This window comes from Aneurinibacillus thermoaerophilus, from assembly GCF_019603355.1.
Taxonomy (GTDB): Bacteria; Bacillota; Bacilli; order Aneurinibacillales; family Aneurinibacillaceae; genus Aneurinibacillus; species Aneurinibacillus thermoaerophilus.
In genome coordinates this window covers 145,001-170,550 of sequence record NZ_CP080764.1, presented here as the reverse complement: position 1 = coordinate 170,550, position 25,550 = coordinate 145,001, and the positions used below count along the sequence as shown (strand labels likewise).

Sequence of the window (25,550 nt, the reverse complement as noted above, 5' to 3'; positions counted from 1 at the left end):
ATCCTCCTCTCTTTTCTAAAAATTAGTTAGTACTATTATACCATTATAAACGCCTTACACACTATATTTTGAAAAACTTTTCCAAATATTTATAGATGACTTTCGAAATAAAAAAACAGGGCAATAGCCCTGTTTTTTCTATATTCTTATCCATATTCACGATGCTTTATAGCTATACTTGCGATACTGCGCGAACTTCCAAGTACTTCTCCAACTTTCTTTTTACGCGTTGGAGAGCGTTATCAATCGATTTGACATGACGGCTTAAATCAACAGCAATCTCCTGGTATGAGCGCCCATCCAAATACAAAAGCAAAACTTGTTGTTCCAAATCACTCAAAATTTCGCTGATTTTATCCTCAATGTCGTCATATTCTTCCTGATTAATGATCAACTCTTCTGGATCCGTCACTTTCGTGCCGCAGATAATATCCAGCAAAGTACGATCTGAGTCTTCATCATAAATAGGCTTGTCCAACGAGACGTAGGAATTAAGAGGAATATGTTTCTGTCGAGTGGCTGTTTTTATCGCAGTAATTATCTGGCGCGTAATACACAATTCAGCAAACGCTTTAAAGGAAGCAAGTTTATCCCCTTTAAAGTCCCGAATTGACTTATAAAGCCCAATCATACCTTCCTGCACAATATCCTCACGGTCGGCGCCAATCAAAAAATAGGAACGAGCTTTCGCACGCACAAAATTCTTGTACTTGTTAATCAAGTACTCAAGCGCATCACTGTCACCTGACCTTACAAGATCCACAATTTCCTCATCGTGCAAAGCATCATAGCGGGTATGGTCTGCAGCCAAACATCATCCCTCCGACCTGCCGTTATGCATCAGATAAAGCAATTATATATTATGTAACCTTTACCGTCAATGAAGTTAACCATCTCCACGGCGCCACTTTTCGAATTTTTTTTTAATTTCATCACTAAGGATAATTCCTCTTCCCTTTGGCTGCTGTTTTGTTTCGCGCACTTTCTCTCTAATATCGCGATGAATTTGCTGCATTTCCCGCCACAGCTCGCGCGCTGATTTACGTAAAGCGCCATAACCGAATGTCACCCTCTGTTCTGTATAATCTGACGTGGCGACATAAATTTGACGACGACGACCAGATAATTCGAATACTAAACGTTCGATACACTCATCCGCTGTTTCCTTTTCTTTTGTATAGCGAATATCGAGGCGATACTCCCGCAGTTTCTTGCCCATGCCTTTTACGTTATGGGCATCAAACACAACGATAACGCGCACTCCGGTAAATCCTTGATAATCGGCCAGCCAGCCAAGCAAATCGTCCCTCGCCTCTTCGAGGCTAATTTTCTTCTTTTCCTTCAGCCGCTTCCAATCCCCGATCACGTTGTAGCCATCAACAATTAGTATTTCTTCCATCACCGATCATCCTTATTTAGCTAATGGATGACGCTGGCGGTATACTTCATACATCAATAAGGCACTCGCAACAGACGCGTTCAAAGAAGTGACGCGGCCTACCATCGGCAACTTTACCGTAAAGTCGCATTTTTCCTTGACAAGACGGCTCATGCCTTTTCCTTCACTGCCAATTACCAAAGCAACTCCCATATCAAAACGCGCTTCACGGAATTCTTTTTCTCCCGAAGCATCCGTACCTATTACCCAAATATTGTGCTTTTTGAGCTCATCAATCGTGCGAGCAAGATTGGTGACGCGGGCAACCGGTACATACTCAATTGCTCCAGCTGATGTTTTAGCCACGGTGGAAGTTAATCCGGCAGAACGCCGCTTTGGAATAATTATGCCGTGAACGCCGGTCGCATCAGCCGTACGTAAAATGGAGCCAAGGTTGTGCGGATCTTCAATTTCATCCAACAGTACGAGAAAGGGCGGTTCTCCAGACGTTTCCGCTCTATGTAAAATCTCGTCCAATTCTACGTAATCGTAAGCGGCTACGTACGCCAGTACGCCCTGATGACTTTCTCCTTCCGCCGCTTGATCAAGCTTTTTGCGAGGAACAATTTGTACGGTGACACCCGCTTTTTTGGCCAGTGCTATTACCTGATTGGCGGCTCCTTTTTGCGAATTTTCCGCAATCCATATTTTATTGATGGAACGCCCCGAACGCAACGCTTCCAGGACGGGATTTTTTCCGACGATATATTCACTCATGGCAAACCCCTTCTTATTCTTTGGTTGGAGCGGCCAAGCCGCTATCTACCCACTCAAGCGCATAAGACAAAATTTCGTCTAAACGCTTTTCCTGCCTAGTTAAATATAAAAAACCAAGCAACGCTTCAAAACCAGTGCTGAGTCTGTATTCAGCAATATTAGCATTTTTCGGAACGGTTGCCGACTTAGCGTTACGTCCCCTCTTTAGCACAGCCTTCTCTTCTTCGGTCAACCGTTCCCAAATACCTTCTACGATGCTGGCCTGCGCTTTGGCTGAAACATAGCGCACGGCGGCACGTTGCAGCAAATTCGGCTTTACCTCACCCGCCGCAATCAAATGCTGGCGGACGCGAACCTCCAATACTGCATCTCCCATGTACGCAAGGGCAAGGGCATTGATTTGTCTTGGATCTCTCGTCAGTTTATCTTGTTTCATACTGCGCCTCTATCCTTGCGTTTATTTGCGATGCCAGCGCGTGCCTTGCGGCGTATCCTCGATAATAATTCCCATCTCTTGTAATCGGTTCCGAATTTCGTCCGCCCGAGCAAAGTTTCTCACTTTACGTGCCTGTGCCCGCTCCTCAATTAACGTATTAATTTCTTCATCGGATGGGCCCGACATATTCTGTTCCGCTTCCCCAAAGGTAATGCCAAGCACGTCTCCCAATTCTGCAAATAAAGCAAGATAAGCTGTGCCGATTTCTTTTCTTAACACATTCGCTGCCATCATCTGATTCACTTCACGCACCATATCAAACAACACCGTGATAGCGTCAGCCGTATTAAAGTCGTTATCCATTTCTTCGATAAAACGCTGGCGAAAACTGTCTACCCGTTGCTTTTCTTCTTCCGTGGCGGCCTCGTCCACCGCTGAATCCAGATGATGCTTCAGATTGCGCACAGCTGTATCAATACGCTCCAGAGCGTTTGCCGCCTGCCGCAAAAGCGCATCGCTAAAGTTAATCGGGTTGCGGTAGTGCGCCCCTAGCATAAAGAAGCGAATAACGCGCGCTGGATAATTCTCACGCAGTTTTTTTACCAGAATCACATTTCCAAGCGATTTGGACATTTTTTCGTTCTCAATATTAATATATCCATTATGCATCCAGTACTTTGCCATTGGATGGCCTGTCAGGCTCTCCGTTTGCGCGATTTCGTTTTCATGATGCGGAAATATAAGATCGTGACCTCCACCATGGATATCGAAAGTTTCGCCGAGATATTTCATTGACATCGCTGAACATTCAATATGCCAGCCCGGCCGACCTTTGCCCCATGGGCTTTCCCAACAAATTTCCCCCGGTTTCGCACCTTTCCAAAGCACAAAATCAAGCGGATTCTCTTTCTTATCGCTCACTTCAATGCGGGCACCCGCCTGCAATTCTTCAATGTTTTGGTACGAGAGCTTGCCGTATTCCGCAAAGGAAGCTGTACGGAAATAAACATCTCCGCTTGCTACATACGCATGCCCTTTTGCGATTAAGTCTTCAATGAAGGCGATAATTTCCGGGATGTGCTCCGTCACTTTTGGGTGGACGTCTGCCTTCTTTACACCGAGCGCCCGCACATCTTCTTCAAACGCTGCAATAAACATGTTTGCAACTTCTTCCACGCCCATGCCGCTTTCCTCGGCCTTTTTAATAATTTTATCATCTACATCGGTAAAGTTTTGAACGTACGTTACTTCATAGCCACGGTATGAGAAATAACGACGCACTACATCAAACACAATGGGTGGACGGGCATTTCCGATATGAATAAAGTTATACACCGTCGGCCCGCAAACGTACATTTTCACTTTGCCCGCCTCAAGCGGAACAAACTCTTCTTTTTTACGGGTCAGCGTATTGTATATTTTAATGCTGCTCATGGGCTTGTCGACTCTCCTTTAGTTGTTTTACTTCTTGTCTCAAGGTATCAATTTCTCGCTGCATCGAGCGCAACACTTCGCCGATTGGGTCCGGCAAATTAGTATGATCAAAGTCATGGTTTACCCTTACACCATTCTGAATAACGATGCGACCAGGAATACCGACAACTGTAGAATTCGGCGGCACTTCCTGCAACACAACCGAACCAGCTCCGATTTTTGAATTGTCGCCGATTTTCATCGAGCCGAGCACTTTCGCCCCGGAAGCGATCAGCACATTATTGCCAATCGTAGGATGACGCTTGCCCTTTTCTTTACCTGTACCGCCGAGAGTCACTCCCTGATAAAGCGTTACATTGTCGCCAATTTCGCAAGTTTCTCCGATAACGACGCCCATACCATGGTCAATAAACAGCCCTTTCCCGATTTTCGCCCCAGGGTGAATCTCTATACCGGTTAAGAAGCGGGCAAACTGCGAAATCACCCGCGCCAGTGTGTAGAACTTCCTTTTCCATAAACGATGGCTTAAGCGGTAAAACCAAATAGCATGCAATCCTGAGTACGTAAGGAGTACTTCCAGCGCGCTACGCGCTGCGGGGTCCCGCTCCATTACCGCACGAATATCTTCCCGCAACGTTTTAAGCATACTTCCACCCCTTCCATTCCTAATATTACCAATAAAAAAGCCTCCATAGCCAAATAATGGCTACAGAGGCGGTAATTTTCCGCGGTTCCACTCTGTTTCGCTCTGCTTAAAAAAGCAAAGCGCGCTCAAACCCGTAACGCGGGACACGGAGTCTCCTACTATAAAATGGTTCAGAGACCCGGCTCACGGATGCATTTCCGAAAACGAAAAGCAGAGCCGCTTCCAGCACGGTACATTTTATCATACCGGCGGCTTTCTCTGGTGCCTTTCTTCCTTTTCGTACTTCTTCCGTTCCTTGCCATTATCTTTATTTTGCAATTTTCTCGTAGTTGTTTATCACATTTTGCACACGTGAAACCACTTTGTCACGGCCGAGAAGGAATAGTGTCTGATTTAGGTCTCGCCCATGTGTAAGGCCGGTAGTAGCAACACGAACGGGCATGAACAACTTCTTACCTTTCTGGCCGGTTACCTTTTGCACAGCCTTCAGTGCTTCTTTAATTGTATCAGGCGTATATTCTTTAAGCGTCACCAACTCTTCATGGAACGCCTTCATAACATCTGGAACCTGCTCGTCTGAGAGCACTGCTTTCGCTTCTTCATCGTATTGCACTTCGTTTTCAAAGAATAGAGAGGCAAGCCCTGTAATCTCGGCCGCATACTGTAATTGCTCCTGATACAGGGCAACCACTTGCTTTGCCCATTCATACTGATCTTCATTCAGCTTCTGCGGCAGCTGCCCGGCTTTTTGCATATGCGGAATACAAAGCTCAGCAATACGCTCTACAGGAGCTTGCTTAATATAATGGTTATTCATCCAATTTAACTTATGAATGTCAAAGATAGCCGGTGACTTGGATACACGACTTAGTGAAAATTTATCAATAAGCTCTTCGCGGGTGAAAATTTCCCGTTCTTCTTCAGGCGACCATCCGAGCAGCGCCAGAAAGTTCATCAGTGCCTCTGGCAGATAGCCGAGGTCGCGGTATTGCTCGACAAATTGAATAAGGGACTCGTCCCGTTTGCTCATCTTCTTCCCGTCCGGATTTAGAATCAACGCCACATGTGCAAATTCCGGCGCCTCAAAGCCGAACGCTTCATAAATCATCAGCTGGCGCGGCGTGTTTGAAAGATGTTCTTCGCCACGGATAACGTGTGTAATTTTCATAAGATAGTCATCAATAACCACGGCAAAATTATATGTCGGAATCCCGTCCGGACGGGCAATGACGAAATCTCCAATACCATTTGATTCAAATTTTACTTCACCACGAATATGATCATGTACAATGTATTCCCGGTTTTCTGGTACGCGAAAACGAATAGAAGAAGTCCGCCCTTCCGCTTTGTACGCCTCAATTTGTTCCGGGGCCAGATGACGGCATTTTCCCGAATAGCGCGGCGTTTCACCTCTTGCTTTCATCGCCTCACGCTCTGCATTCAGCTCTTCTTCCGTACAATAGCAATGATAGGCTTTCCCTTCTTCTACCAGCTTGTCAATATACTCCTTATAAATATCCAGCCGATCCATGGAACGATATGGGCCTACACCGCCGTCTTTATCGATGCTTTCGTCCCACTCCGTTCCAAACCAGCGAAGGCTTTCGATTAATTTCGCTTCTGCCTCTTCCACATTCCGCTTCCGGTCCGTATCTTCGATGCGGACAATGAAGTCGCCACCGTGATGACGAGCGAACAAATAGTTAAACAGCGCCGAACGGGCACCCCCGATATGTAAATGTCCGGTTGGACTCGGTGCAAACCGAACGCGGACTTGTTTCGACATGAATGGCCACCATCCTTCAAAAATTTAGCTCCATCTATTATAATCCTTCTTTTTGCAACAATACAACAGCCATTGCGGCCACTCCTTCGCCACGGCCCGTAAAACCAAGCTGTTCTGTCGTGGTCGCCTTCACGTTTACCCTTTCTTTATCCGTTTCCACACAAGTAGCGATAACTTCGCGCATTCGTTCTATATATGGAGCCATTTTCGGCTGCTGAGCAATAATGGTCGCATCCACATTCCCCATGATATATCCTTTTTCTTTTACCAGCTTCCAGACATCCTGAAGCAACACGCGGCTATCCGCATCTTTGAACGTCTGATCGGTATCTGGAAAGCGCTTGCCAATATCCCCTAATCCCAAAGCACCCAAAATCGCATCCGTAATCGCATGCAGCAAAACATCCGCATCCGAATGGCCCAGAAGCCCTTTTTCGTGAGGAATTTCCACACCCCCAACGATAAGCCTGCGGCCTGCCGCCAGCTGATGAACATCAAATCCTTGTCCTACTCGTATCATCGCCCGTCTCCTTTCTCCGCTCCAAAATCGCTTCTCCGAACACCAAATCTTCTGGAGTCGTAAGCTTAATATTCGTATACTCTCCTTCAACAATATGCACAGTCTGTCCCATGCGCTCCAGCAACGAGGCATCATCCGTACCAATAAAGCCTTCCTCGCGCGCCCGCTCATGCGCACGGATAATATCAGACAGAGCAAAAGCTTGTGGCGTTTGCACAGCCCACAAGCTTTTTCTTGGCGGTGTGTCCACCACGATTCCTTCTGCATCCGTCCGTTTAATCGTGTCTTTGACAGGAACGGCGAGGATGGCTGCTCGCTTAGCACGGAGCGCTTCTATCAGTTTCAGCAGCGTCGGACGGGTAAGAAAAGGCCGCGCACTATCGTGAATCATGACATATTCGACAGAACGGAGAGCTTTAAGACCAAGATACACGCTGTCCTGGCGCTCCGCTCCGCCTGGAATGACACGAACCCCTCGATAGCCACGAAGCAACTCCTGCGTGCATTCCATATCTTCTTCAGCCGTTACAACGATAATTTCCTTCACATGTTCAAGCCCGATAAACAGAGAGAGCGTATGAAGCAGGACCGGTTTTCCGCCCAGTTCGATAAATTGTTTTTTCACCGATCCGCCCATTCGCTTACCCTGTCCAGCGGCTGCGATAACCACACCTATATTCACTTTCATCCACTCATTTCTTACAGCGCTTTTTCCATTAATTTCGGCTTCGCGAAAATCATGCGGCCAGCCGACGTCTGCAAAACGCTAGTTACAATCACGTCAACAAACGAACCGATATAATCCCGCCCACCTTCGACAACGATCATCGTTCCATCATCCAAGTACGCGACACCTTGGCCATTCTCTTTTCCGTCCTTAATAACCTGCACATGCAGTTCCTCACCCGGCAACACTACCGGTTTTACCGCATTGGCCAAATCGTTAATATTCAACACAGATACACCCTGAAGCTCACATACCTTATTTAGATTAAAGTCGTTTGTCACGACCTTTCCTTTCATCACTTTAGCAAGCTTAACCAGCTTGCTGTCAACTTCGCTAATTTCCTCGAAATCTTGATCTGTGATAATAACCTTTACTTTTAATTCTTTTTGAATTTTGTTCAAGATGTCAAGACCACGTCGCCCTCTGTTGCGCTTAAGCGTGTCAGATGAGTCTGCAATATGCTGTAGCTCTTCTAGCACGAATTCAGGAATCACAAGCGCCCCTTCAAGAAATCCTGTTTTACAAATATCTGCAATCCGTCCGTCAATAATTACGCTTGTATCCAAAATTTTATATTCGGTCTGGTTCGGCTCTTGTTTTTCTTCCTTCTTTTTCTCACCTTTAAAACGACCAATCGAAAATACGGACATAATTTCATCACGTTTTCGCAACCCTACCTGAAAACCAATGTATCCGCATAGTACAGAAATAAGCAACGGAAGCAATCTCGCCACAATTGGGATAGGAATGCTATTAATGGGAAGAAAAAGTAAAAAAGCCACAATAAGTCCAATGATAAGCCCCATGGCTCCAAACAAAACATCCGTAATCGGTAGCTTAATCAGTGTTTCTTCACTGCGTTTGATAATCTTTACAATGTACTCTGTCGGCCAAGAAGTAATCAAGAAGAAGAGCATAGCCCCGAGTACCGCACTGATATACTCCACGCCGGGGATTGTACCAATATGGATGAGCGAACTCAAAAGCCCGAACAAATCAGAACCGAATTGATAGCCCAATCCCGCACCGACCAAGAGAAAAAACAGTTGAATGATTCGTCTAACCATACCTTCACCTCCTCAAAATGATTCATATTCCATTATAGTCATATCTACCGAATAAAAAACGATGAAAAAACAAAAACTGTATAAATATGGATTTTATTTTTTTCTTTTACTCTTTCTTACGAGGAAATAACGACAAAAGTTACAGGAAAAAAAGGAAAAGCTTCTCGTAGAGAAGCTTTCCCCTCTAACTATTGACAACACGCTCAAGCAGATCTGTTGCCTGCTCTTCATTAATATTTTTAACAAGCACAAGCTCGCTTAACAATATCTGTCGGGCATTGTCCAGCATTTTTCGCTCTCCCGTCGACAGCCCTTTTTCTTTCTCCCTGCGCATCAGTTCACGGACAACATCCGCTACCTCATAAATATCACCTGTACGCATTTTTTCCATATTCTTACGGTATCTGCGATTCCAACTCATGGACGTGTCAAGCTCGCCGTGTCGCAAAATTTCCATGACACGCTCAAGAGCCTGAACATCCACGACTTCGCGAATACCAAGGTTCTTCACTTTCTCCATCGGGATCATGATCTGCATATTGCCGACGGGCATCTTCATAATATAGTACTGCTGTTTCTCACCAAGGATTTCCTTCTCCTCAATGGCCTCAATAATACCTGCGCCATGCATAGGGTAAACAATCTTATCTCCGATTCGAAACAACAACCCCACCCCCAACAGAGTATCCATTTCTAATATATCATAACGCCCATTTTTTGTCAACATTTTAAAATTTATAATCATATCATATATAATATAATCATGTCAATAAATATGTCAAATTAATTTTATATTAAAAATTTGCAACCAAAAAAAGACCGGACAAGCATCCGGTCTTTCTACAAATTAATAATTTCTTCTTCCGTATTCTCACGCCTGCGTTTTCTTCGCATACGTTTAACGTTTTTCTTCACACCATAAAGCGCATAAAATACAAGCGGGATAAATACAACCATCGGAAACTGTGCTGGAAAACGCACGGCCATGATCGCAGCAATCAGGACAACAAGAGGGGTGACCCAGTAGGCCGAACGCGGAATCCCTACCTTTTTAAAGTTGGGATACTTAATGTTGCTTATCATAAGATAAGAAAGTCCTAACATACTTAGTACAAGATAAATCGGCGGAAAAGCGTTGTGATACAAAGCCAACGTTGCCAATACGCCACCTGCCGCCGTAATGGGTAATCCTACAAAATATCCCGTATTGCCGCTCGTAGAGGAATTAAAACGCGCTAGACGAAGAGCTCCACAAATTGGAAACAGTCCAGTCAGCAAAATCCCAGTCCATCCCATATCACCAAGCACAACGACATACATAATTAAAGCCGGTGCCACTCCAAATGTCACGATATCGGAAAGAGAATCTAACTCTTTGCCAAAATCGCTCTGCGCGTTTAGCATACGAGCAAGACGACCATCCAAACCATCAAATACCATACCGATAATAACCATGATAGCCGCGTAGCTCAAATCAGTCGGTTCCCCACGGAAAGCTAGCAGCATTGCAATAATTCCCAGAAACAAGTTGCCTACTGTAAACAGATTCGGTATCGTCCTCGCTATCATTCTAGACTTTTTACCTCCCTGGTACTGTTTCTATCTCTTGAAACAGTCGCCTCTTATTTGAAACCTGTCTGTATCTGGAAAATTCAAAGACAGGCCTCAAACAATTATTTTATTTTATTCCGAATCAAATATGTCTGTCAATAAACACTTGTTCCTGTATCCGTTTTAATCCTTCTTTAATTGCACGGGCGCGCACTTCACCGATTCCTTCCACATCGTCTAATTCCTCAATCGTTGCCATCATAACCCGCGGCAAACTAGAAAACTCCTCAATCAAATTATTTACAATAGAAGCCGGCAGGCGAGGAATTTTGCTTAAAATCCGATAGCCGCGCGGAAAAACTGGCTCATCACTCAAATTCGCACTCGGGGTGTATCCGAGAATCTTGAGAATGTTTACCGGTTCAAGCAATTCATCACCGGATAGCTTGTGCAATTGCATCAGTACATCTTCTGGATCAACATCATCTCCAAGACGGCAATAGTCTTTAATTAACAAATAGGCATCATCCTCGATGTTAGATACAAGCTCTTCCATTTGCATACTGATAAGGCGTCCCTCAGTCCCCAGTTCATTAATATATTTAATAATCTCCGATTTAATGCGCAGTACCATCTCGATTCTCTGTACAACAAGCGCCACTTCATGGAGTGTTACAAGTTCTTCGAATTCGAGGGCACCCAAGTTGGTCAATGCCTGATCGAGCACAGATTTATATTTTTCCAGCGTTTGAATAGCCTGGTTCGCCTTGGTCAAAATGACTCCAATATCTTTGAGCGAATAACGATACGGCCCGCGGTACAACGTGATCACGTTACGTCGTTGTGAAATAGAAATTACAAGCTGTCCGGTTTGCCGCGCCACCCGCTCCGCCGTCCGATGCCGGATTCCTGTTTCCATAGATGGAATCGAAGAGTCAGGAATTAACTGCGTATTAGCATATAAAATTCTTTTCGCGTCCTCGCTTAAAATAATAGCCCCATCCATCTTGGCAAGTTCATACAGATTAGCTGGAGTTAAATCACAGTTGATAGAAAATCCTCCGTCAACGATTGTCTGTACCGCCGGGGTATTTCCAATAACAATCAACGCGCCTGTTTTGGCTCGGAGAACATTTTCTAGTCCTTCACGAAGGGGCGTGCCCGGCGATACAAAGCAAAGTACATCACTAATAAATTGTTCACGCTTGTTGTCTGTTGCCATTATTATCCTCCCAACGCCTCCCGCAACGCTTCGGCCACGGTCTGCACCCCAATAATTTCAATTCCGCTCGGATGCTCCCAGCCCATGACATTCTTAGCGGGAATAATTACACGCTTAAATCCTAATTTTTGCGCCTCCCTGACGCGCTGCTCAATACGGGAAACTCCACGAACTTCCCCGGTTAGTCCCACCTCTCCGATTACTACATCATAAGGTTGGGTTTGTCTATCACGAAAACTGGAAGCGATACTTACCGCTACTGCAAGATCAATCGCCGGTTCATCCAGACGGACGCCTCCCGCCACATTCACGTATGCGTCCTGATTCTGCAAAAGCAATCCGACACGTTTCTCCAGCACCGCCATAATCATAGCAATTCGATTATGGTCGACTCCGGTGGCCATCCTTCGCGGCGTAGCGAAACCGGTCGGCGTAACAAGTGCCTGTAGTTCCACCAATACGGGACGGGTTCCTTCCATACTGGCGACAACTGTAGACCCGGCCACACCTAGCGATCGCTCAGATAGAAACATCTCAGAAGGATTTATCACTTCTTTTAATCCATTCTCTCCCATTTCAAAAATCCCAATCTCATTCGTAGAACCAAAGCGGTTCTTAACCGCACGGAGGATTCGGTACGTATTATGCCGTTCCCCTTCAAAATAAAGTACAGAATCCACCATATGTTCAAGCAAACGGGGACCAGCGATCGCTCCCTGCTTCGTAACGTGTCCGACAATCAAAATTGCAATATCTTTCGTCTTCGCCAGCCTCATCAAATGAGCTGTGCACTCCCTTACCTGGGCAACGCTTCCAGGAGCCGACGTAATATCCGGATGGAAAATGGTCTGGATTGAATCCAAAATGACGACAGCAGGCATAAGTTGAGAAATTTGCTGCTCCAGTAAAAACAAATCCGTCTCGGCGAGAACATATAAATTCGGACTGTCCGCGCCCAGTCGTTCGGCGCGCAGCTTAATCTGTTTCGCCGATTCTTCACCAGAAATATACAATACTTTATGGTTGTTGTTTGCCAATTCCTGTGAAGCCTGAAGCAAAAGCGTTGATTTTCCAATTCCAGGATCGCCACCCACAAGCACGAGCGAACCCGGTACCACGCCCCCGCCCAGCACACGGTTTAACTCACTAATATTCGTTGCCAGGCGCGGTTCATCTTCTCCTACAATGGTTGTAATGGGCACAAGTCGACTTGTTCCTATTGATACACCACGGCGTGCTGGTTCGCCAGGTTTCGTTTTTTCTTCCAATTCTTCTACCATTGTATTCCATTTCCCGCAACCTGGGCATTTGCCCATCCATTTCAGGGATTCATAACCACACTCTTGACATACATATTTCGTTTTGTATTTTGCCATACTTCTCTTCTCTTCTTTCTTCAATATTTTCTTGCTATATATGTCAAACTCCTGCTTTGTTGAGCATTTCCTAACCATTATTCTATAAAGAAAACTCAGCTAGTGCCAAGCCTTAACGCAAGCTAACAAGCTTAGCCATACACTTTCCTATTCACATAAAAAGACTCTCCTGAGCAAAGCATACTTTCTCAAGGAGAGCCTCTTCTGTATTTTATCGTTCGCGTTTTACGCGTCGTCTCTTTACTTAGAGACAGACTCGCTCGCTTTTTCCACCATCAATTCGCCATTTACCACATCAATTTTTACAGTGTCGCCTTTCTTAATATTTCCAGTTAGCAACTCTTCCGACAGGCGGTCTTCGATGTGACGCTGAATCGCGCGGCGCAGCGGACGAGCACCAAACGCCGGATCGTATCCTTCTTTTGCTAGGAATTTCTTCGCTTCCTCAGTGAGGACAAAGTCAATATCCTGTTCGTTCAGGCGTTTACGCAGCTGTTCCGTCATAAGTAGAACAATTTCCGCAATATGCGTTTCTTCCAAAGAATGGAATACAATCAATTCGTCAATCCGATTTAGGAATTCCGGACGGAAATTGCGTTTCAATTCCGCAAGTACCCGGTCTTTCATGTTTTCATAATGTTTTGTGCTGTCCGGCGTTGTAAAGCCAAGCGTTGTGTTTTTCTTAATCAAATCGGCCCCAACATTGGAAGTCATGATAATAACCGTATTGCGGAAGTCTACTGTTCGCCCTTTGGAGTCAGTTAAACGACCATCTTCAAGCACTTGTAGTAGAATATTGAATACTTCAGGATGTGCTTTTTCAATCTCGTCCAACAGCACCACAGAGTACGGTTTACGGCGCACTTTTTCGGTTAGCTGCCCCCCTTCGTCAAATCCGACATATCCCGGAGGCGCTCCAACCAGACGAGAAGTAGAATGTTTCTCCATATATTCGGACATGTCGATGCGAATCATCGCATCTTCGTCACCGAACAACGCTTCTGCAAGAGCACGAGCCAACTCAGTTTTGCCGACACCTGTTGGTCCCAGGAAAATGAAGGAACCAATTGGGCGTTTCGGATCTTTCAATCCGGCACGTGCTCGGCGTACAGCCCGGGAAATGGATTTTACCGCTTCCTCCTGACCAATTACACGCTTATGCAAAATTTCTTCCATTTTCAACAAGCGTTCGGTTTCTTCTTCTTTCAATTTCACAACCGGAATGCCGGTCCAGCTTGCTACAACAGCTGCAATATCTTCCGGAGTCACTTCAGAGTCAGTTTGACCTTGTTTTTCCTGCCATTCGTTCTTCGTTCTCTCAAGCTCTTCACGTAGCTTCTGCTCTTTGTCACGCATGGAAGCCGCTTTTTCGAACTCCTGACTTTGCACAGCCGCGTCTTTCTCTTTGCGAACTTCCTCAAGCTTCTGCTCAAGCTCCTTCAAGTTCGGTGGAATTGTGTATGATTGCAAACGTACTTTCGATGCCGCTTCATCAATCAAGTCAATCGCTTTATCCGGCAGGAAGCGGTCGGAAATGTAGCGGTCAGATAAATATACAGCCTGGCGAATCGCTTCATCTGTAATCTTAACACGGTGATGCGCTTCGTAACGGTCACGCAGACCAAACAGAATTTGCACCGCTTCTTCTGGTGTTGGCTCGTCTACCTGAATCGGCTGGAAACGACGTTCCAAAGCCGCGTCTTTTTCAATATACTTGCGGTACTCATCCAATGTTGTCGCACCGATGCACTGCAACTCACCGCGAGCCAAAGACGGTTTCAGAATATTGGAAGCATCAATTGCGCCTTCCGCGCCGCCTGCACCAATAAGGGTGTGTAGCTCATCAATAAATAAAATAATATTGCCTGCCTGACGAATCTCATCCATAATTTTCTTTAGACGGTCTTCGAATTCACCCCTATATTTCGTGCCAGCAACAACCGTCCCCATATCAAGCGTCATCACACGCTTATTGCGAAGGGTCTCCGGAATCTCGTTGTTCACGATACGCTGGGCCAATCCTTCCACAACTGCAGTTTTACCAACGCCCGGCTCCCCGATAAGAACCGGGTTGTTCTTCGTACGGCGACTAAGCACTTGAATGACACGCTCAATTTCCTTAGAGCGTCCGATAACAGGATCCAGGCCGCCTTCGCGCGCCACCGCCGTTAGGTCGCGTGCCAAACTATCGAGCGTAGGCGTATTGACTGCCGCACTGCTTGAGTTTTGCTGGTGCGAAGACATCGCTTCACTGCTACCCAGCAATTGAAGCACTTGCTGGCGCGCTTTGTTCAAGCTTACGCCTAAATTGTTAAGCACGCGCGCTGCCACACCTTCGCCTTCACGGATTAAGCCGAGCAGGATATGCTCCGTACCAACGTACGTATGACCTAATTTTCTTGCTTCATCCATTGAAAGCTCAATAACTTTTTTGGCGCGCGGCGTATAATTGATATTGGTCGGCTGTTCGCCGCCGCGACCGATAAGAGCTTCAACTTCACCCTGGATTTTATCAAGGCCAAGCCCCAACGCTTGCAGGGCTTTCGCCGCAATACCGTCCCCTTCACGGATTAGGCCAAGAAGAATATGTTCAGTTCCGATATTTTTATGACCTAGACGAACCGCTTCTTCCTGGGCAAGCGCCAAAACTTTCTGCGCTCTTTCCGTAAAACGACCAAACATCATAAAACAAACACCTCCGAATGAAGTATAATTATTCTTTACTGCTTATTCCATCGCTGACTTTAACCGCTCCCGGATTAGACGCGCCCGGCGCTCATCACGGGAATCAGGCGTCAACTGCTGGCCTGCATATTGCTGCAAAAATCCCGGTTGTGTCATAACCATCAATTCATTCATGACGCTTAGCGGCACATTTCTAATAATGTCCAAATCAATGCCGAGTCTTACGTCGGAAAGCCGTTCTGCGGCTTCCTTTGACTCAATAGTGCGCGCATTGGTCAGAATGCCATATGAACGGCACAAGCGATCCTCTAGTTGCAGTCTGCGATTCTGCATTAAATATTCGCGCGCTGCGCGTTCCTGATCGATAATCTGCCGCGCGACACTGATAAGATTCTCGATGATTTCCTCCTCAGATTGCCCAAGCGTAATTTGATTGGAAATCTGGAATAGATTTCCTACAGCTTCGCTGCCTTCGCCATATAGCCCTCTTACTACTAACCCTACCTGTGTAATTGCGGACAAAATGCGGTTAATTTGCTGGGTTAGCACAAGGGCCGGCAAATGCATCATGACTGAAGCGCGAATGCCGGTTCCGACATTGGTCGGACAACTGGTGAGAAAACCCCGCCGTTCGTCAAAAGCAAAGTCCAGATACTTTTCAAAAATATCATCCACCCTATCCGCCACTTTCCATGCTTCTCTTAACTGAAGTCCAGAAAACAGGCACTGGATACGCAAATGGTCTTCTTCATTGACCATAATGCTAATGGCTTCGTTTTCACTAAGAATAACAGCGCCTTTGCGCGATTCGGAAAGCAAGTTTGGACTAATAAGATGCTTCTCCATCAGCACGCGCTTCTGTAACGGAGTCAAAGTGTCCATCCGTATCATTTCAAAGTTTTCTTGTTGTTTAAACGCCTCATCCTGCATGGCCTGCTCCACTCTTCCCAGAACCTGCTCCAGCTGCGAATCTGTGGCCAGCATAGGAAATGGCTGGTCTTGTAAATTCCGGGCCAATCGTACCCGGCTGCTGATGACAATATCGGCATCCTGGCCGTCGCCATTCATCCATTCACTTACCGCATTGGTTATAAACTTCTGGAAAGACATATGTTTTCCCTCCTACAAACCTGCGATTTGTTGCTCTAGTTCACGAATCCGATCCCTCAGCTTTGCCGCTTCCTCAAACTCCTCGCGCTCAATACGCTTCCGTAGCTCTTCCTTAAGTCGGTCCACTTCTTTCTTTAATTTGATCGCTCCTCCCGAGCGTTCAGGTACCTTGCCGCTATGATGTGTATTGCCGTGCACGCGGCGGAAAAGCGGGTCAAGCTTTTCTTCGAACGCTTTATAACAATTGCTACAACCGAATCTTCCGCTTTTGCTGAATTGAGCATATGTTAACCCGCACTTCTCACAACGTAGTGGCGCTTCCTGTTGTACCTTAAACGCATTAACACCAGGTTCGGCGTTGTTTAATAATCCGGATAACAGATGATGAATCGAAAAGTTGTTTATACCACCAGGGAACATATCCCCTTTTTCTTGCGCGCATACTTCGCAAATATGAAATTCTGTCTTTTCTCCGTTAACAATTTTGGTGAAATGCAGCGTTGCCGGACGCTGTTGACATTCCTGGCAAATCATATCCGCTTCCCTCCCGAGTACACATATTTCTATAAGCTAATAAATAAAAATCGTGGTCAGCATCGCCCGGAGAATCTCCGCGCGAAGACGATCCCGGAGCGGAACCGGGACAGCCGACAGGACTTTTCCGGTCGCCGCTTTCATCATCTGCATTTCTTTTGGTAAAATGATACGTTCTTCCCGTAACCGTTCAATAATATTTTCGCAGGCAGTAGCGGTTATACTCTCTCCGATCGTTTCCATTAGCACATTGTAAAAGCGCTGATTATCAATAAATTCAACTTTCCGGATGCGGATATAGCCGCCACCACCCCGCTTACTTTCCACAATATATCCTTTCTCTACTGTAAACCGGGTGCTGATTACGTAATTAATCTGGGAAGGCACACATTGGAACTTATCAGCTAATTCGCTGCGTTGAATTTCAATCGCACCATTGCTTTGCTGCAATATTTTTTTCAAATGCTGCTCAATGATGTCCGATATGTTCCTCATGTACACACCTCCTTCACCGGTTCGCTTTTTCTTCGATTTGACTTTGACTTTCTTTGACTTTAATTATAATGACATTTTAAAAAAAATGCAAGGGATTGTACTTTTATTGTTGACCTATTTTCTTGTTCCTATTCTTATATAACCTTTTTTATCCCTATAAAAAAACCTGAAGCAAACTTACTTCAGGTTCTCCGTGAACGTTTCGATCAGCAGCAAAATGTCATAGAAGAAGAGGCATATTGTCTATACAAAGAAGGCAACCCAAACTCAAAGAAGGAGAGGGCTGCCGATATTTTATCCAAAACGACCGGTGATATAATCTTCCGTTCTTTTATCCTGAGGATTAGTAAAGATCGTTTCTGTCTGGTCAAATTCAATCATTTCTCCGAGGAGGAAGAATGCTGTGTAATCGGATACGCGCGCTGCTTGTTGCATGTTATGCGTTACAATGATAATAGTATATTTCTTTTTCAACTCAAACAGCAATTCCTCTACTCTCTGCGTGGAAATCGGGTCCAAGGCGGAAGTCGGTTCATCCATAAGCACGACTTCCGGCTCCACCGCCAGCGTCCGGGCGATGCATAGGCGCTGCTGTTGACCGCCGGAAAGTCCCATCGCATTTTTGTGTAAACGATCTTTTACTTCGTTCCATAATCCTGCTTGTGTCAAACAACGCTCTACGATCTCATCCAGCTTCTTCTTATCTTTAAAACCGTTAATACGCAGACCGGCCGCCACATTGTCATAAATCGACATCGTCGGAAATGGATTCGGCTTCTGGAATACCATACCTACCTGCTGACGTACCGTTACCGGGTCGCGATCCGGACCGTAAATATTTTCTCCCTCCAGCAAGATTTCGCCTTCTACTCTTGCGCCTTCGATCACTTCGTGCATCCGGTTAATCGCACGCAGAAATGTCGATTTACCGCAGCCTGAAGGGCCAATAAACGCGGTTACTTTATTTTTTTCAATGGTCATGTTGATATTTTTTATGGCGTGAAAATCCCCATACCATAAATTTAGGTTTCTTGCTTCAATCATTGGTCTCCACCTCGTATCTTCTATCGCTTTCTTGTAATCAGACGCGCTGATACATTCAGAACTACAACAATCAAAATTAACGTCAGCGCGCCGGCCCATGCCTGCGCCTGCCATTCCGCGTATGGGGAAATCGCGTAGTTAAATACAAGCACTGGCATCGAAGCAATCGGTTCATTCAGCGACTGACTCCAATACATATTCCCGAACGCCGTGAACAACAGCGGCGCCGTCTCACCCGATACGCGGGCGATGGCGAGCATAATGCCAGTAATAATGCCGCGCAACGCGGTTGGTAAAATAATAAGCATAATAACACGCCACTTTGGAATTCCAAGTGCAAGCCCCGCCTCGCGGATATGGTTCGGTACTAGCTTCAACATTTCTTCCGTCGTGCGCGTTACTGCTGGAATCATAATAAATGCCAGCGCTATGCCACCCGCATACGCGGAGAACCCACCCATCGCAAGCACGACGAGCGCATAAACCACGATGCCGATGACAATGGAAGGAATACCCAGCATAATATCAGTCAAAAAAGAAACTAGCTTACCAAAACGGTTGCGACCATATTCCGAAAGAAAAATACCAGCCATTAGTCCTACTGGAATACCGATGGCAGATGCTAAACTAATAAGCGTGAACGTACCTATAATACCGTTCGCCATACCACCGCCGGCTTCTCCGGGAGGAGCGGGCAATTCAGTGAAGAACGCAAGATTTAAAGCCGAAAAACCTTTAACGATAACATATCCTAAAATGCTGAACAAAGGGGTCAGTGCCAAGATCATACTGATAACAGTCAGCGTAATCATGAATCCGCTGAACATGCGGCGGCGCCCCAGATTGGCGCTTAACTTATTTACTTTTTGTTTTTTCATATTTTCTAATACCGTTTCCATCATTTCGCCTCCTGTACGCCTTTAGACGTTGACCACACGAGGAAGCGTGCAAAAATATTGACCAACAAAGTAACACCAAACAGCAAGAAGCCAATCTCAATTAATGTAGATATATAAATGTCAGAGGAGGCTTCATTAAATTCATTAGCAATGACGCTCGCCATCGTGTAGGCGGGGTCAAATATTGAATCCGGAACTTCCGGTCGATTTCCGATAACCATAGTGACAGACATCGTCTCGCCGATGGCGCGGCCAAGGCCGATAATCATCGCGCCGAGAATGCCTGAACGCGAATATGTTAATACAGCTGTACGAATCATTTCCCATTTCGTCGCGCCTAAAGCCAAAGCAGCTTCACGTTGCGCGTTAGGAACAACCATCAATACTTCGCGAGAAATGGAAGCGATAGTCGGGATAATCATAATAGCTAAAATCACACCCGCGGTAAAAATCCCCACCCCGAAGGACGGACCCGCAAAAAATGGAATAAACTTTCCTAACGTGTTAATAAATAAAGGGGCGATATACTCGCGAATAATCGGAGCAAGCACAAAAATGCCCCATAAGCCGTATACGATAGAAGGAATAGCCGCCAAAAGCTCGATTAAGAAACCTACGATATCCCGAAACCATTTCGGGGCAATCTCAACAAGGAAGATAGCAATCCCCACGCTAATGGGTGTTGCGATAACCAATGCAAGAAGTGAAGAAACAATGGTTCCATAAATGAAGGGCCATGCACCAAACTGTTCAGCTACCGGATCCCAATTCGAACTAAACAAGAAGTCGAGACCGTACTTTTCAATGGCAAAGCTTGACCCGCGAAACATTTCCCATACCATAATGCCAAGCAAGGCAATAATGGAAAAACCAAAAATATACGCGATGCCTTTAAACAATTGATCTCCATATCTTTTCTTCAAGGATTACACTCCCCATTCTCTTGAAAAAAGCGGCAAAAAACTCCGCGGAGTTTTTTGCACGCTTTTCCTTGTGCTTCTTCATTATTTAAGAACCGGTTGCCCATCTACTTTTACTTTTTTCAACTGCTCCACGCACTTATCTTGCAATTCTTTCGGCAGCGGCGCATACTGCAAATCAGACGCAAACTTCTGCCCGTCCGTTACAACCCACTTAAGCATGGTCAGCATTTTTTCTGCTTTTGCTTTATCCATTTTCAGATCTTCCGGAACAAGCGCCCAAGTTGTACCGACAATCGGATAGCTGTCTTTGCCAGGCTGATTGTTCAGTTCCACTTTCAAATCTTCCGGAATATTCGTCAGCGCGCCTTTTGCGGCAGCTGTTACAGATTCGAGAGACGGAGCCACGAATTGGCCTTCTTTGTTTTTAATTTGCGCGGCGGTCATATTGTTCTGGATAACATATGCCAGCTCGATATATCCAATAGAACCCGGAGTGTTTTGTATCTGTCCTGCTACACCTTCGTTACCTTTTGCGCCGGTACCAACATTCGCCCATTTGATGGATTTGCCTGTCTGTTCTTTTGACCACATATCCGGAACTGCTTTATTCAGATATGTTGTAAAGATATGAGTCGTACCCGAACCATCGGAGCGGTGTACTGGGAAAATATCCGCATTAGGAAGTTTTACACCTTTGTTATTCTCCATGATTTTTGGATCGTTCCACTTTTTGATTTTGCCGTTATAAATGTCGGCAAGGTTTTCTGGAGTCAATTTCAGGTCTTTTACACCTTCAAGATTGTATGCAATCGCTACGCCACCAAGCGTTACTGGAATATGCAGCACGTTACCGCCGGCAGCTTTAATTTCATCTTCTTTCATCGGAGCGTCAGAAGCAGCGAAATCAACCGTTTTGGCTGTCAATTGCTTAATGCCGCCACCGGAACCGATCGCCTGATAGTTCACTTTTACATCAGAGTGTTCTTTGGAATATTCGCTGAACATTTTGGAGAATAACGGATTTACAAAGCTGGAACCCGCGCCATTTAACAAACCTGCATTCCCATCGCCGGAAGATTGTTCTCCTCCTGCTGCAGCTTCTTTGTTTCCTTCCGGTTTTAAGCTTTGGCCAGAAGAGCCACACGCCGCGAGAGAAAACATCATCACGAGCGCAAAAAGTAGTACGCCGAGCTTCTTCAACTTCACTGCGAGAATCCCCCTTAAGATTTTTGGTAAAATGGTTTTACTTTTTCTTTTGTGTTGAATAATTACGTTGTTCATAATAATCGAGGAATACAGGCACAACAAGGTGTTTTACACGATCTTTAACCTATCTTTACAAAGTGTTTACACCGTTAAAAATACAGGCTTTACTAGCATCATCCCACCTTGGAAACTACTTGTTTCTCTTTGCTTTTGTGAACCTGAGAACGAATTGTAAATTTAATGTTAAGAAATATGTAAACAAAAAAGAGTGCTTGCGTCATACAAGCACTCCGTATTTTTTCCTGATTATGCAAAATAAGATTTGCTATATAGGGTAAAATTATCCATACAGTCATGATCTGGCTCATAGCCGATTCCCGGTTTCTCTGGTACAGTAATCCATCCGTCTTCCACCGTGACTTCCGGTGTAATAATGTCTTTTTCCCAATAGCGGGAAGAAGCAGCTGTGTCGCCGGGGAGAATGAAGTTAGACAATGTAGTAATGGCCACATTGTGCGCACGACCGATTCCTGCTTCCAGCATACCGCCGCACCAAACCGGAATATTGCGCTCTTTGCACAGGTCATGTATTTTCCTCGCTTCCGTCAATCCTCCTACGCGACCAATCTTGATGTTAATAACGCCGCAGCTTCCCAGTTTGATAGCTTTGCGTACGTCTTCAACAGAATGAATGCTCTCATCAAGACAGATCGGAGTTTTTAGTTGCGCCTGTAATTCGGCATGATCAACAATGTCATCATGTGCAAGCGGCTGTTCAATCATTGTAAGATTGAACTCGTCAAGAGCTTTGAGTCGCTCTGCATCTGCCAGTGTATAGGCAGAGTTCGCGTCAGCCATAAGCTGAATGTCTGGAAAACGTTCACGAACGGCGCGTACCACTTCTACATCCCAGCCAGGCTTAATTTTCACTTTAATTCTCTTATACCCTTCTTGTACATATTTTTCGACAAGCGATAACAATTCATTCACCGATTCCTCGATTCCAAGGCTGATACCGACCTCGATTTTTTTCTTTTCTCCACCTAGCGCTTTCGCAAGCGGAATCCCTTGTTGTCTAGCATATAAATCCCAAATGGCGCCCTCAATCGCCGCTTTGGCCATGTAATTGCCCCGAATAGGCTTAAAGCGTTCTTCATTCAATTCATCCGGATGAGCAATCGGTTTTTCAAGTACAAGCGGAATTAAGAAGTCTTCAAGAATGTGCCAATTTGTTTTGACGGTTTCTTCTTTATAGAAAGGTTCAATCGCCGCAACAGACTCTCCCCATCCCGATAATCCATCTTCGCTTTTTGCTTCTACTACAATAAACTCCTTATCATATTCGGTGCCCAAGCTGGTGGTAAATGGTCGCAGCATCCGCATTTTCATGTGACGCAAAATGATTTGTTTGATTCTCATACCATACACTCCCCTTTTTTATATAGTACATAAAAATGAACCGGCGCTTCTTTATCGTTCCGGATAACATCTGTTACCGCCCAGCCCTCACAAAACAAACGGGCGAATACTTCCCGCGCCGCCTCCCGCCAAGCAATGGCGAGTGGCTTATTTCGCCGCTTGATTTGCTGAAAGTAGGCAGGAACCGGAACATAGAGAACATGATTCTCTTGCAGTTGTCTCCAGTCTGCCTTTCCTGGAACAGGATCATTGTGTATATCTGTTCTCCAATCCATAAGGAATTTTTTGGGGATTTCAGCTTTTGGTGTCAATTCGCCTTTCGCTCTTCGTGCCACTCGTTCACTTCGGATATGCCATTCTACTTGAAAACGATCGGATGCGATCCCACTGTTCAATGAGTCCTGCATATTTCCGTAACAATTTTCTATATATGTGGAACAAACCGCACCCAGCTTATGGATGTTAAGATATCCATTCACCAATTCAAGCGGGTCATATGTCCATGTAACAAGGTCATATCCGAGCTTAAGCGCCTCCTCACGCTGGGCCCATTTCAGCTTTTCACCGATTTTCATATGGCGAAAATCTGGATGTGTACCTAACATATGCGAACAAACATATGCCTTTTGACCATTATAACCTGCAAAACTATATTGAAAACCCACGAGCCTCTCTCCCACAAAAGCCCCCAGAACGATTCCACCATGCTTGGCTGCCGTTAGCATTTGGTCTACCGGCATGGGTGTATCGGTTTGCCAAATTTGCTTTTCCAGTTCCGTAATTCGTTCGATTTCCTCAACGGTATTCATCGCAAGAATCGTAAGCTGATCCTTCATTTTACCCCCCCTTTTTCAAAGGTATGAACAACGGCACGCGCCATAATTCGCGCACCAGAAATCAGCGCTTCCCGATTAAACGTCATGTGCGGATGATGCAGTCCTGGTTTAAGCCCGCACCCTAAACCCAGCATTGTGGCTTTAATGCGGGGACGCTCAAGCGTATAAAAATGGAAATCCTCCCCGCCAGGCGTAATAACATCTGGCGCCGTATTTTCTGCTCCAAGCACATCTTCGATCGCCTGTTTCATAAACACTTTCGCCTCTTCAGCAACTTCGGCCGCCGCGGTTCTGCCTTCCGGCCAAAGTGTAATTCGAGCGCCAAACATCGCCGCCGTATGACAAGCAACTGTCTGTATTTTTTCATATAATTCATCCAGCACTGCATTGGACTGTGTTCGGACATCAAGCGTAAACTTTGCGTAATCAGGGATAATATTACTACTTCCTTCATCTCCAGCATGCAAGCTTGTCATCTTCACCGTGGAGGGAATCATCGGATTAATGTGAATGTCTTGAATCGCCCGCAGCAAAGCCGATGCTACTTCGATCGCATTTACCCCCAAATGCGGACGCGCACCGTGCGCTGTCGTGCCGTGAATTTCGCCGCGTACAAGAAGGGTAGCTCCGTTGTATATTGCTGGTGACGCCTTCCCGTCTGGAAGTTCCTGTATCGGGCGCAGATGCACGCCGTACAAATAATCGACATCATCTGCAACGCCTTTCTCGACCATTTTTAAAGCGCCGGCCCCCATTTCTTCAGCCGGCTGGAAAATAACTTTTATTGTGCCATCTGGGATGAATCCGCTTATTTTCAGAAGTTGAACTGCCGAAAGCACAACCGTCATATGAGCGTCGTGCCCACAAGAATGGTTTGCCCTCCACTTTCCATCGACAGCTTGCCACAACGCATCAATATCGGCTCGCAACGCCACGGTTAATGATTTTCCATCCGTACTTCCAGAAGATAGGTTTTCCCATATCCCGACAACCCCTGTGCAATCGGAAAAAGTAATGGTCTTGAGGCCAAGAGAATGAAGTTTCTTTACTAAAAATTCTGTAGTTTTAACTTCCTTCCAGCTAACTTCCGGATTTGCGTGAAGGTGAGCAAAAGTCTGCATAATTTCCGGATACAAAGCCTGGGCTTCCGTTTTCAAATCACTCACGATTCTCCCCCTTTTCCAGATATACACGTTCGTACGTTTCTTCGTACCGCGTGAGCTTCTCGGTAATTTCTATGTTTTTCTCAATCGATATTGCAGTAACCAATGCGTTTAATAAAGAAAAAAGCGCCGGTATAGAATCGAGTGTAGACTCGGTTACAGCTACAGGAAGAACAAAGTTACTATAACGGCTTATAGGAGCTACAGGGCTATCTGTAATTCCAATAATACAGGCCTCTTTTTCTTTGGCAAAACGGGCTAACCGCAATGTTTCCTTTGCATAGCGCCGAAAAGAGAGCGCCAGAACCACCCAATT

The 25,550-nt window shown here is 45.6% G+C and carries 26 protein-coding genes and 1 other annotated feature (1 of these 27 cut by a window edge); all 26 genes read right to left on the bottom strand.

Going from position 1 to position 25,550, the window contains the following annotated elements:
- Positions 1-172 precede the first annotated feature (172 nt).
- On the bottom strand, positions 173-811 hold the full coding sequence (sigH, locus tag K3F53_RS00855) for an RNA polymerase sporulation sigma factor SigH (RefSeq protein WP_057897083.1): 639 nt from the start codon (positions 809-811) through the stop codon (positions 173-175).
- A 75-nt stretch (positions 812-886) separates the two neighbouring features.
- Complete coding sequence (locus K3F53_RS00850) at positions 887-1,399, bottom strand: NYN domain-containing protein (RefSeq protein ID WP_220559264.1); 513 nt, start codon at positions 1,397-1,399, stop codon at positions 887-889.
- 12 nt (positions 1,400-1,411) lie between these two features.
- The gene (gene rlmB / locus K3F53_RS00845; protein ID WP_057897085.1) at positions 1,412-2,155 is read right to left on the bottom strand and encodes a 23S rRNA (guanosine(2251)-2'-O)-methyltransferase RlmB; all 744 of its coding nucleotides are present in this window, start codon (positions 2,153-2,155) and stop codon (positions 1,412-1,414) included.
- A 13-nt stretch (positions 2,156-2,168) separates the two neighbouring features.
- Positions 2,169-2,591, bottom strand: coding sequence for a Mini-ribonuclease 3 (locus K3F53_RS00840; RefSeq protein WP_057897086.1), 423 nt, complete (start codon positions 2,589-2,591; stop codon positions 2,169-2,171).
- Between the two features lie 21 nt (positions 2,592-2,612).
- Positions 2,613-4,025 carry a cysteine--tRNA ligase gene (cysS, locus tag K3F53_RS00835; protein ID WP_220559263.1) on the bottom strand — a complete coding sequence of 471 codons (1,413 nt, stop codon included), beginning with the start codon at positions 4,023-4,025 and terminating at the stop codon, positions 2,613-2,615.
- Complete coding sequence (gene cysE / locus K3F53_RS00830) at positions 4,012-4,671, bottom strand: serine O-acetyltransferase (protein ID WP_057897088.1); 660 nt, start codon at positions 4,669-4,671, stop codon at positions 4,012-4,014. Before cysE ends, cysS begins: the two co-directional genes overlap by 14 nt.
- A 61-nt stretch (positions 4,672-4,732) precedes the next feature.
- Positions 4,733-4,976: a binding site (T-box leader), on the bottom strand.
- A gap of 2 nt (positions 4,977-4,978) precedes the next feature.
- On the bottom strand, positions 4,979-6,457 hold the full coding sequence (gltX, locus tag K3F53_RS00825; RefSeq protein ID WP_220559262.1) for a glutamate--tRNA ligase: 1,479 nt from the start codon (positions 6,455-6,457) through the stop codon (positions 4,979-4,981).
- A gap of 37 nt (positions 6,458-6,494) precedes the next feature.
- Entirely contained in the window at positions 6,495-6,977 is a 483-nt protein-coding gene (gene ispF / locus K3F53_RS00820) for a 2-C-methyl-D-erythritol 2,4-cyclodiphosphate synthase (RefSeq protein ID WP_057897090.1), read from the bottom strand.
- Positions 6,952-7,665 (bottom strand): 2-C-methyl-D-erythritol 4-phosphate cytidylyltransferase, encoded by a 714-nt coding sequence (gene ispD / locus K3F53_RS00815; protein ID WP_057897091.1) that lies wholly within the window; start codon positions 7,663-7,665, stop codon positions 6,952-6,954. Before ispD ends, ispF begins: the two co-directional genes overlap by 26 nt.
- 11 nt (positions 7,666-7,676) lie before the next feature.
- Positions 7,677-8,771 carry a PIN/TRAM domain-containing protein gene (locus K3F53_RS00810; protein ID WP_057897092.1) on the bottom strand — a complete coding sequence of 365 codons (1,095 nt, stop codon included), beginning with the start codon at positions 8,769-8,771 and terminating at the stop codon, positions 7,677-7,679.
- A gap of 184 nt (positions 8,772-8,955) precedes the next feature.
- The gene (locus K3F53_RS00805; RefSeq protein WP_057897093.1) at positions 8,956-9,435 is read right to left on the bottom strand and encodes a CarD family transcriptional regulator; all 480 of its coding nucleotides are present in this window, start codon (positions 9,433-9,435) and stop codon (positions 8,956-8,958) included.
- A 176-nt stretch (positions 9,436-9,611) separates the two neighbouring features.
- The gene (gene pssA / locus K3F53_RS00800) at positions 9,612-10,340 is read right to left on the bottom strand and encodes a CDP-diacylglycerol--serine O-phosphatidyltransferase (RefSeq protein ID WP_057897094.1); all 729 of its coding nucleotides are present in this window, start codon (positions 10,338-10,340) and stop codon (positions 9,612-9,614) included.
- Between the two features lie 124 nt (positions 10,341-10,464).
- The gene (gene disA, locus K3F53_RS00795; RefSeq protein ID WP_057897095.1) at positions 10,465-11,544 is read right to left on the bottom strand and encodes a DNA integrity scanning diadenylate cyclase DisA; all 1,080 of its coding nucleotides are present in this window, start codon (positions 11,542-11,544) and stop codon (positions 10,465-10,467) included.
- A 2-nt stretch (positions 11,545-11,546) separates the two neighbouring features.
- On the bottom strand, positions 11,547-12,920 hold the full coding sequence (gene radA / locus K3F53_RS00790) for a DNA repair protein RadA (protein WP_057897096.1): 1,374 nt from the start codon (positions 12,918-12,920) through the stop codon (positions 11,547-11,549).
- A 240-nt stretch (positions 12,921-13,160) separates the two neighbouring features.
- On the bottom strand, positions 13,161-15,605 hold the full coding sequence (gene clpC, locus K3F53_RS00785; RefSeq protein WP_220559261.1) for an ATP-dependent protease ATP-binding subunit ClpC: 2,445 nt from the start codon (positions 15,603-15,605) through the stop codon (positions 13,161-13,163).
- A gap of 42 nt (positions 15,606-15,647) precedes the next feature.
- Positions 15,648-16,715 (bottom strand): protein-arginine kinase McsB, encoded by a 1,068-nt coding sequence (locus K3F53_RS00780; protein ID WP_057897098.1) that lies wholly within the window; start codon positions 16,713-16,715, stop codon positions 15,648-15,650.
- 12 nt (positions 16,716-16,727) lie between these two features.
- Entirely contained in the window at positions 16,728-17,249 is a 522-nt protein-coding gene (locus tag K3F53_RS00775; RefSeq protein ID WP_057897099.1) for a protein-arginine kinase activator protein McsA, read from the bottom strand.
- Between the two features lie 36 nt (positions 17,250-17,285).
- Positions 17,286-17,744 (bottom strand): CtsR family transcriptional regulator, encoded by a 459-nt coding sequence (locus K3F53_RS00770; RefSeq protein WP_057897100.1) that lies wholly within the window; start codon positions 17,742-17,744, stop codon positions 17,286-17,288.
- Positions 17,745-18,038: 294 nt separating this feature from the next.
- Positions 18,039-18,788: a phosphate ABC transporter ATP-binding protein PstB gene (pstB, locus tag K3F53_RS00765; RefSeq protein WP_057897101.1), complete on the bottom strand. Its 750-nt coding sequence runs from the start codon at positions 18,786-18,788 to the stop codon at positions 18,039-18,041.
- Positions 18,789-18,808: 20 nt separating this feature from the next.
- Positions 18,809-19,690 carry a phosphate ABC transporter permease PstA gene (pstA, locus tag K3F53_RS00760; RefSeq protein WP_236781927.1) on the bottom strand — a complete coding sequence of 294 codons (882 nt, stop codon included), beginning with the start codon at positions 19,688-19,690 and terminating at the stop codon, positions 18,809-18,811.
- On the bottom strand, positions 19,687-20,610 hold the full coding sequence (gene pstC / locus K3F53_RS00755; protein ID WP_057897102.1) for a phosphate ABC transporter permease subunit PstC: 924 nt from the start codon (positions 20,608-20,610) through the stop codon (positions 19,687-19,689). The genes pstA and pstC overlap by 4 nt, the downstream gene beginning before the upstream one ends.
- Positions 20,611-20,691: 81 nt before the next feature.
- A complete protein-coding gene (gene pstS / locus K3F53_RS00750; RefSeq protein ID WP_204244850.1) occupies positions 20,692-21,816 on the bottom strand; it encodes a phosphate ABC transporter substrate-binding protein PstS in 1,125 nt (374 codons plus the stop codon).
- Between the two features lie 306 nt (positions 21,817-22,122).
- A complete protein-coding gene (gene menC / locus K3F53_RS00745; RefSeq protein WP_057897103.1) occupies positions 22,123-23,235 on the bottom strand; it encodes an o-succinylbenzoate synthase in 1,113 nt (370 codons plus the stop codon).
- Entirely contained in the window at positions 23,232-24,071 is an 840-nt protein-coding gene (locus K3F53_RS00740; protein ID WP_220559260.1) for a GNAT family N-acetyltransferase, read from the bottom strand. The genes menC and K3F53_RS00740 overlap by 4 nt, the downstream gene beginning before the upstream one ends.
- Positions 24,068-25,228, bottom strand: a complete 1,161-nt coding sequence (locus tag K3F53_RS00735) for a M20 peptidase aminoacylase family protein (protein WP_408863331.1) — start codon at positions 25,226-25,228, stop codon at positions 24,068-24,070. Before K3F53_RS00735 ends, K3F53_RS00740 begins: the two co-directional genes overlap by 4 nt.
- A gap of 1 nt (position 25,229) precedes the next feature.
- On the bottom strand, positions 25,230-25,550 hold the 3' end of the coding sequence (locus tag K3F53_RS00730) for a MurR/RpiR family transcriptional regulator (RefSeq protein ID WP_057897105.1). Its footprint extends 549 nt past the window's final position; the window shows 321 of its 870 coding nt (coding positions 550-870); the start codon falls outside the window, past its right edge; its stop codon occupies positions 25,230-25,232.

Coding starts and splice junctions, on each gene's coding strand:
- K3F53_RS00850 (WP_220559264.1), bottom strand. CDS start 1,399: ATGGAAGAAATACTAATTGTTGATGGCTACAACGTGATCGGGGATTGG.
- rlmB (WP_057897085.1), bottom strand. CDS start 2,155: ATGAGTGAATATATCGTCGGAAAAAATCCCGTCCTGGAAGCGTTGCGT.
- K3F53_RS00840 (WP_057897086.1), bottom strand. CDS start 2,591: ATGAAACAAGATAAACTGACGAGAGATCCAAGACAAATCAATGCCCTT.
- cysS (WP_220559263.1), bottom strand. CDS start 4,025: ATGAGCAGCATTAAAATATACAATACGCTGACCCGTAAAAAAGAAGAG.
- cysE (WP_057897088.1), bottom strand. CDS start 4,671: ATGCTTAAAACGTTGCGGGAAGATATTCGTGCGGTAATGGAGCGGGAC.
- gltX (WP_220559262.1), bottom strand. CDS start 6,457: ATGTCGAAACAAGTCCGCGTTCGGTTTGCACCGAGTCCAACCGGACAT.
- ispF (WP_057897090.1), bottom strand. CDS start 6,977: ATGATACGAGTAGGACAAGGATTTGATGTTCATCAGCTGGCGGCAGGC.
- ispD (WP_057897091.1), bottom strand. CDS start 7,665: ATGAAAGTGAATATAGGTGTGGTTATCGCAGCCGCTGGACAGGGTAAG.
- K3F53_RS00810 (WP_057897092.1), bottom strand. CDS start 8,771: ATGGTTAGACGAATCATTCAACTGTTTTTTCTCTTGGTCGGTGCGGGA.
- pssA (WP_057897094.1), bottom strand. CDS start 10,340: ATGATAGCGAGGACGATACCGAATCTGTTTACAGTAGGCAACTTGTTT.
- disA (WP_057897095.1), bottom strand. CDS start 11,544: ATGGCAACAGACAACAAGCGTGAACAATTTATTAGTGATGTACTTTGC.
- radA (WP_057897096.1), bottom strand. CDS start 12,920: ATGGCAAAATACAAAACGAAATATGTATGTCAAGAGTGTGGTTATGAA.
- clpC (WP_220559261.1), bottom strand. CDS start 15,605: ATGATGTTTGGTCGTTTTACGGAAAGAGCGCAGAAAGTTTTGGCGCTT.
- K3F53_RS00780 (WP_057897098.1), bottom strand. CDS start 16,715: ATGTCTTTCCAGAAGTTTATAACCAATGCGGTAAGTGAATGGATGAAT.
- K3F53_RS00775 (WP_057897099.1), bottom strand. CDS start 17,249: ATGATTTGCCAGGAATGTCAACAGCGTCCGGCAACGCTGCATTTCACC.
- K3F53_RS00770 (WP_057897100.1), bottom strand. CDS start 17,744: ATGAGGAACATATCGGACATCATTGAGCAGCATTTGAAAAAAATATTG.
- pstB (WP_057897101.1), bottom strand. CDS start 18,788: ATGATTGAAGCAAGAAACCTAAATTTATGGTATGGGGATTTTCACGCC.
- pstA (WP_236781927.1), bottom strand. CDS start 19,690: ATGATGGAAACGGTATTAGAAAATATGAAAAAACAAAAAGTAAATAAG.
- menC (WP_057897103.1), bottom strand. CDS start 23,235: ATGAGAATCAAACAAATCATTTTGCGTCACATGAAAATGCGGATGCTG.
- K3F53_RS00740 (WP_220559260.1), bottom strand. CDS start 24,071: ATGAAGGATCAGCTTACGATTCTTGCGATGAATACCGTTGAGGAAATC.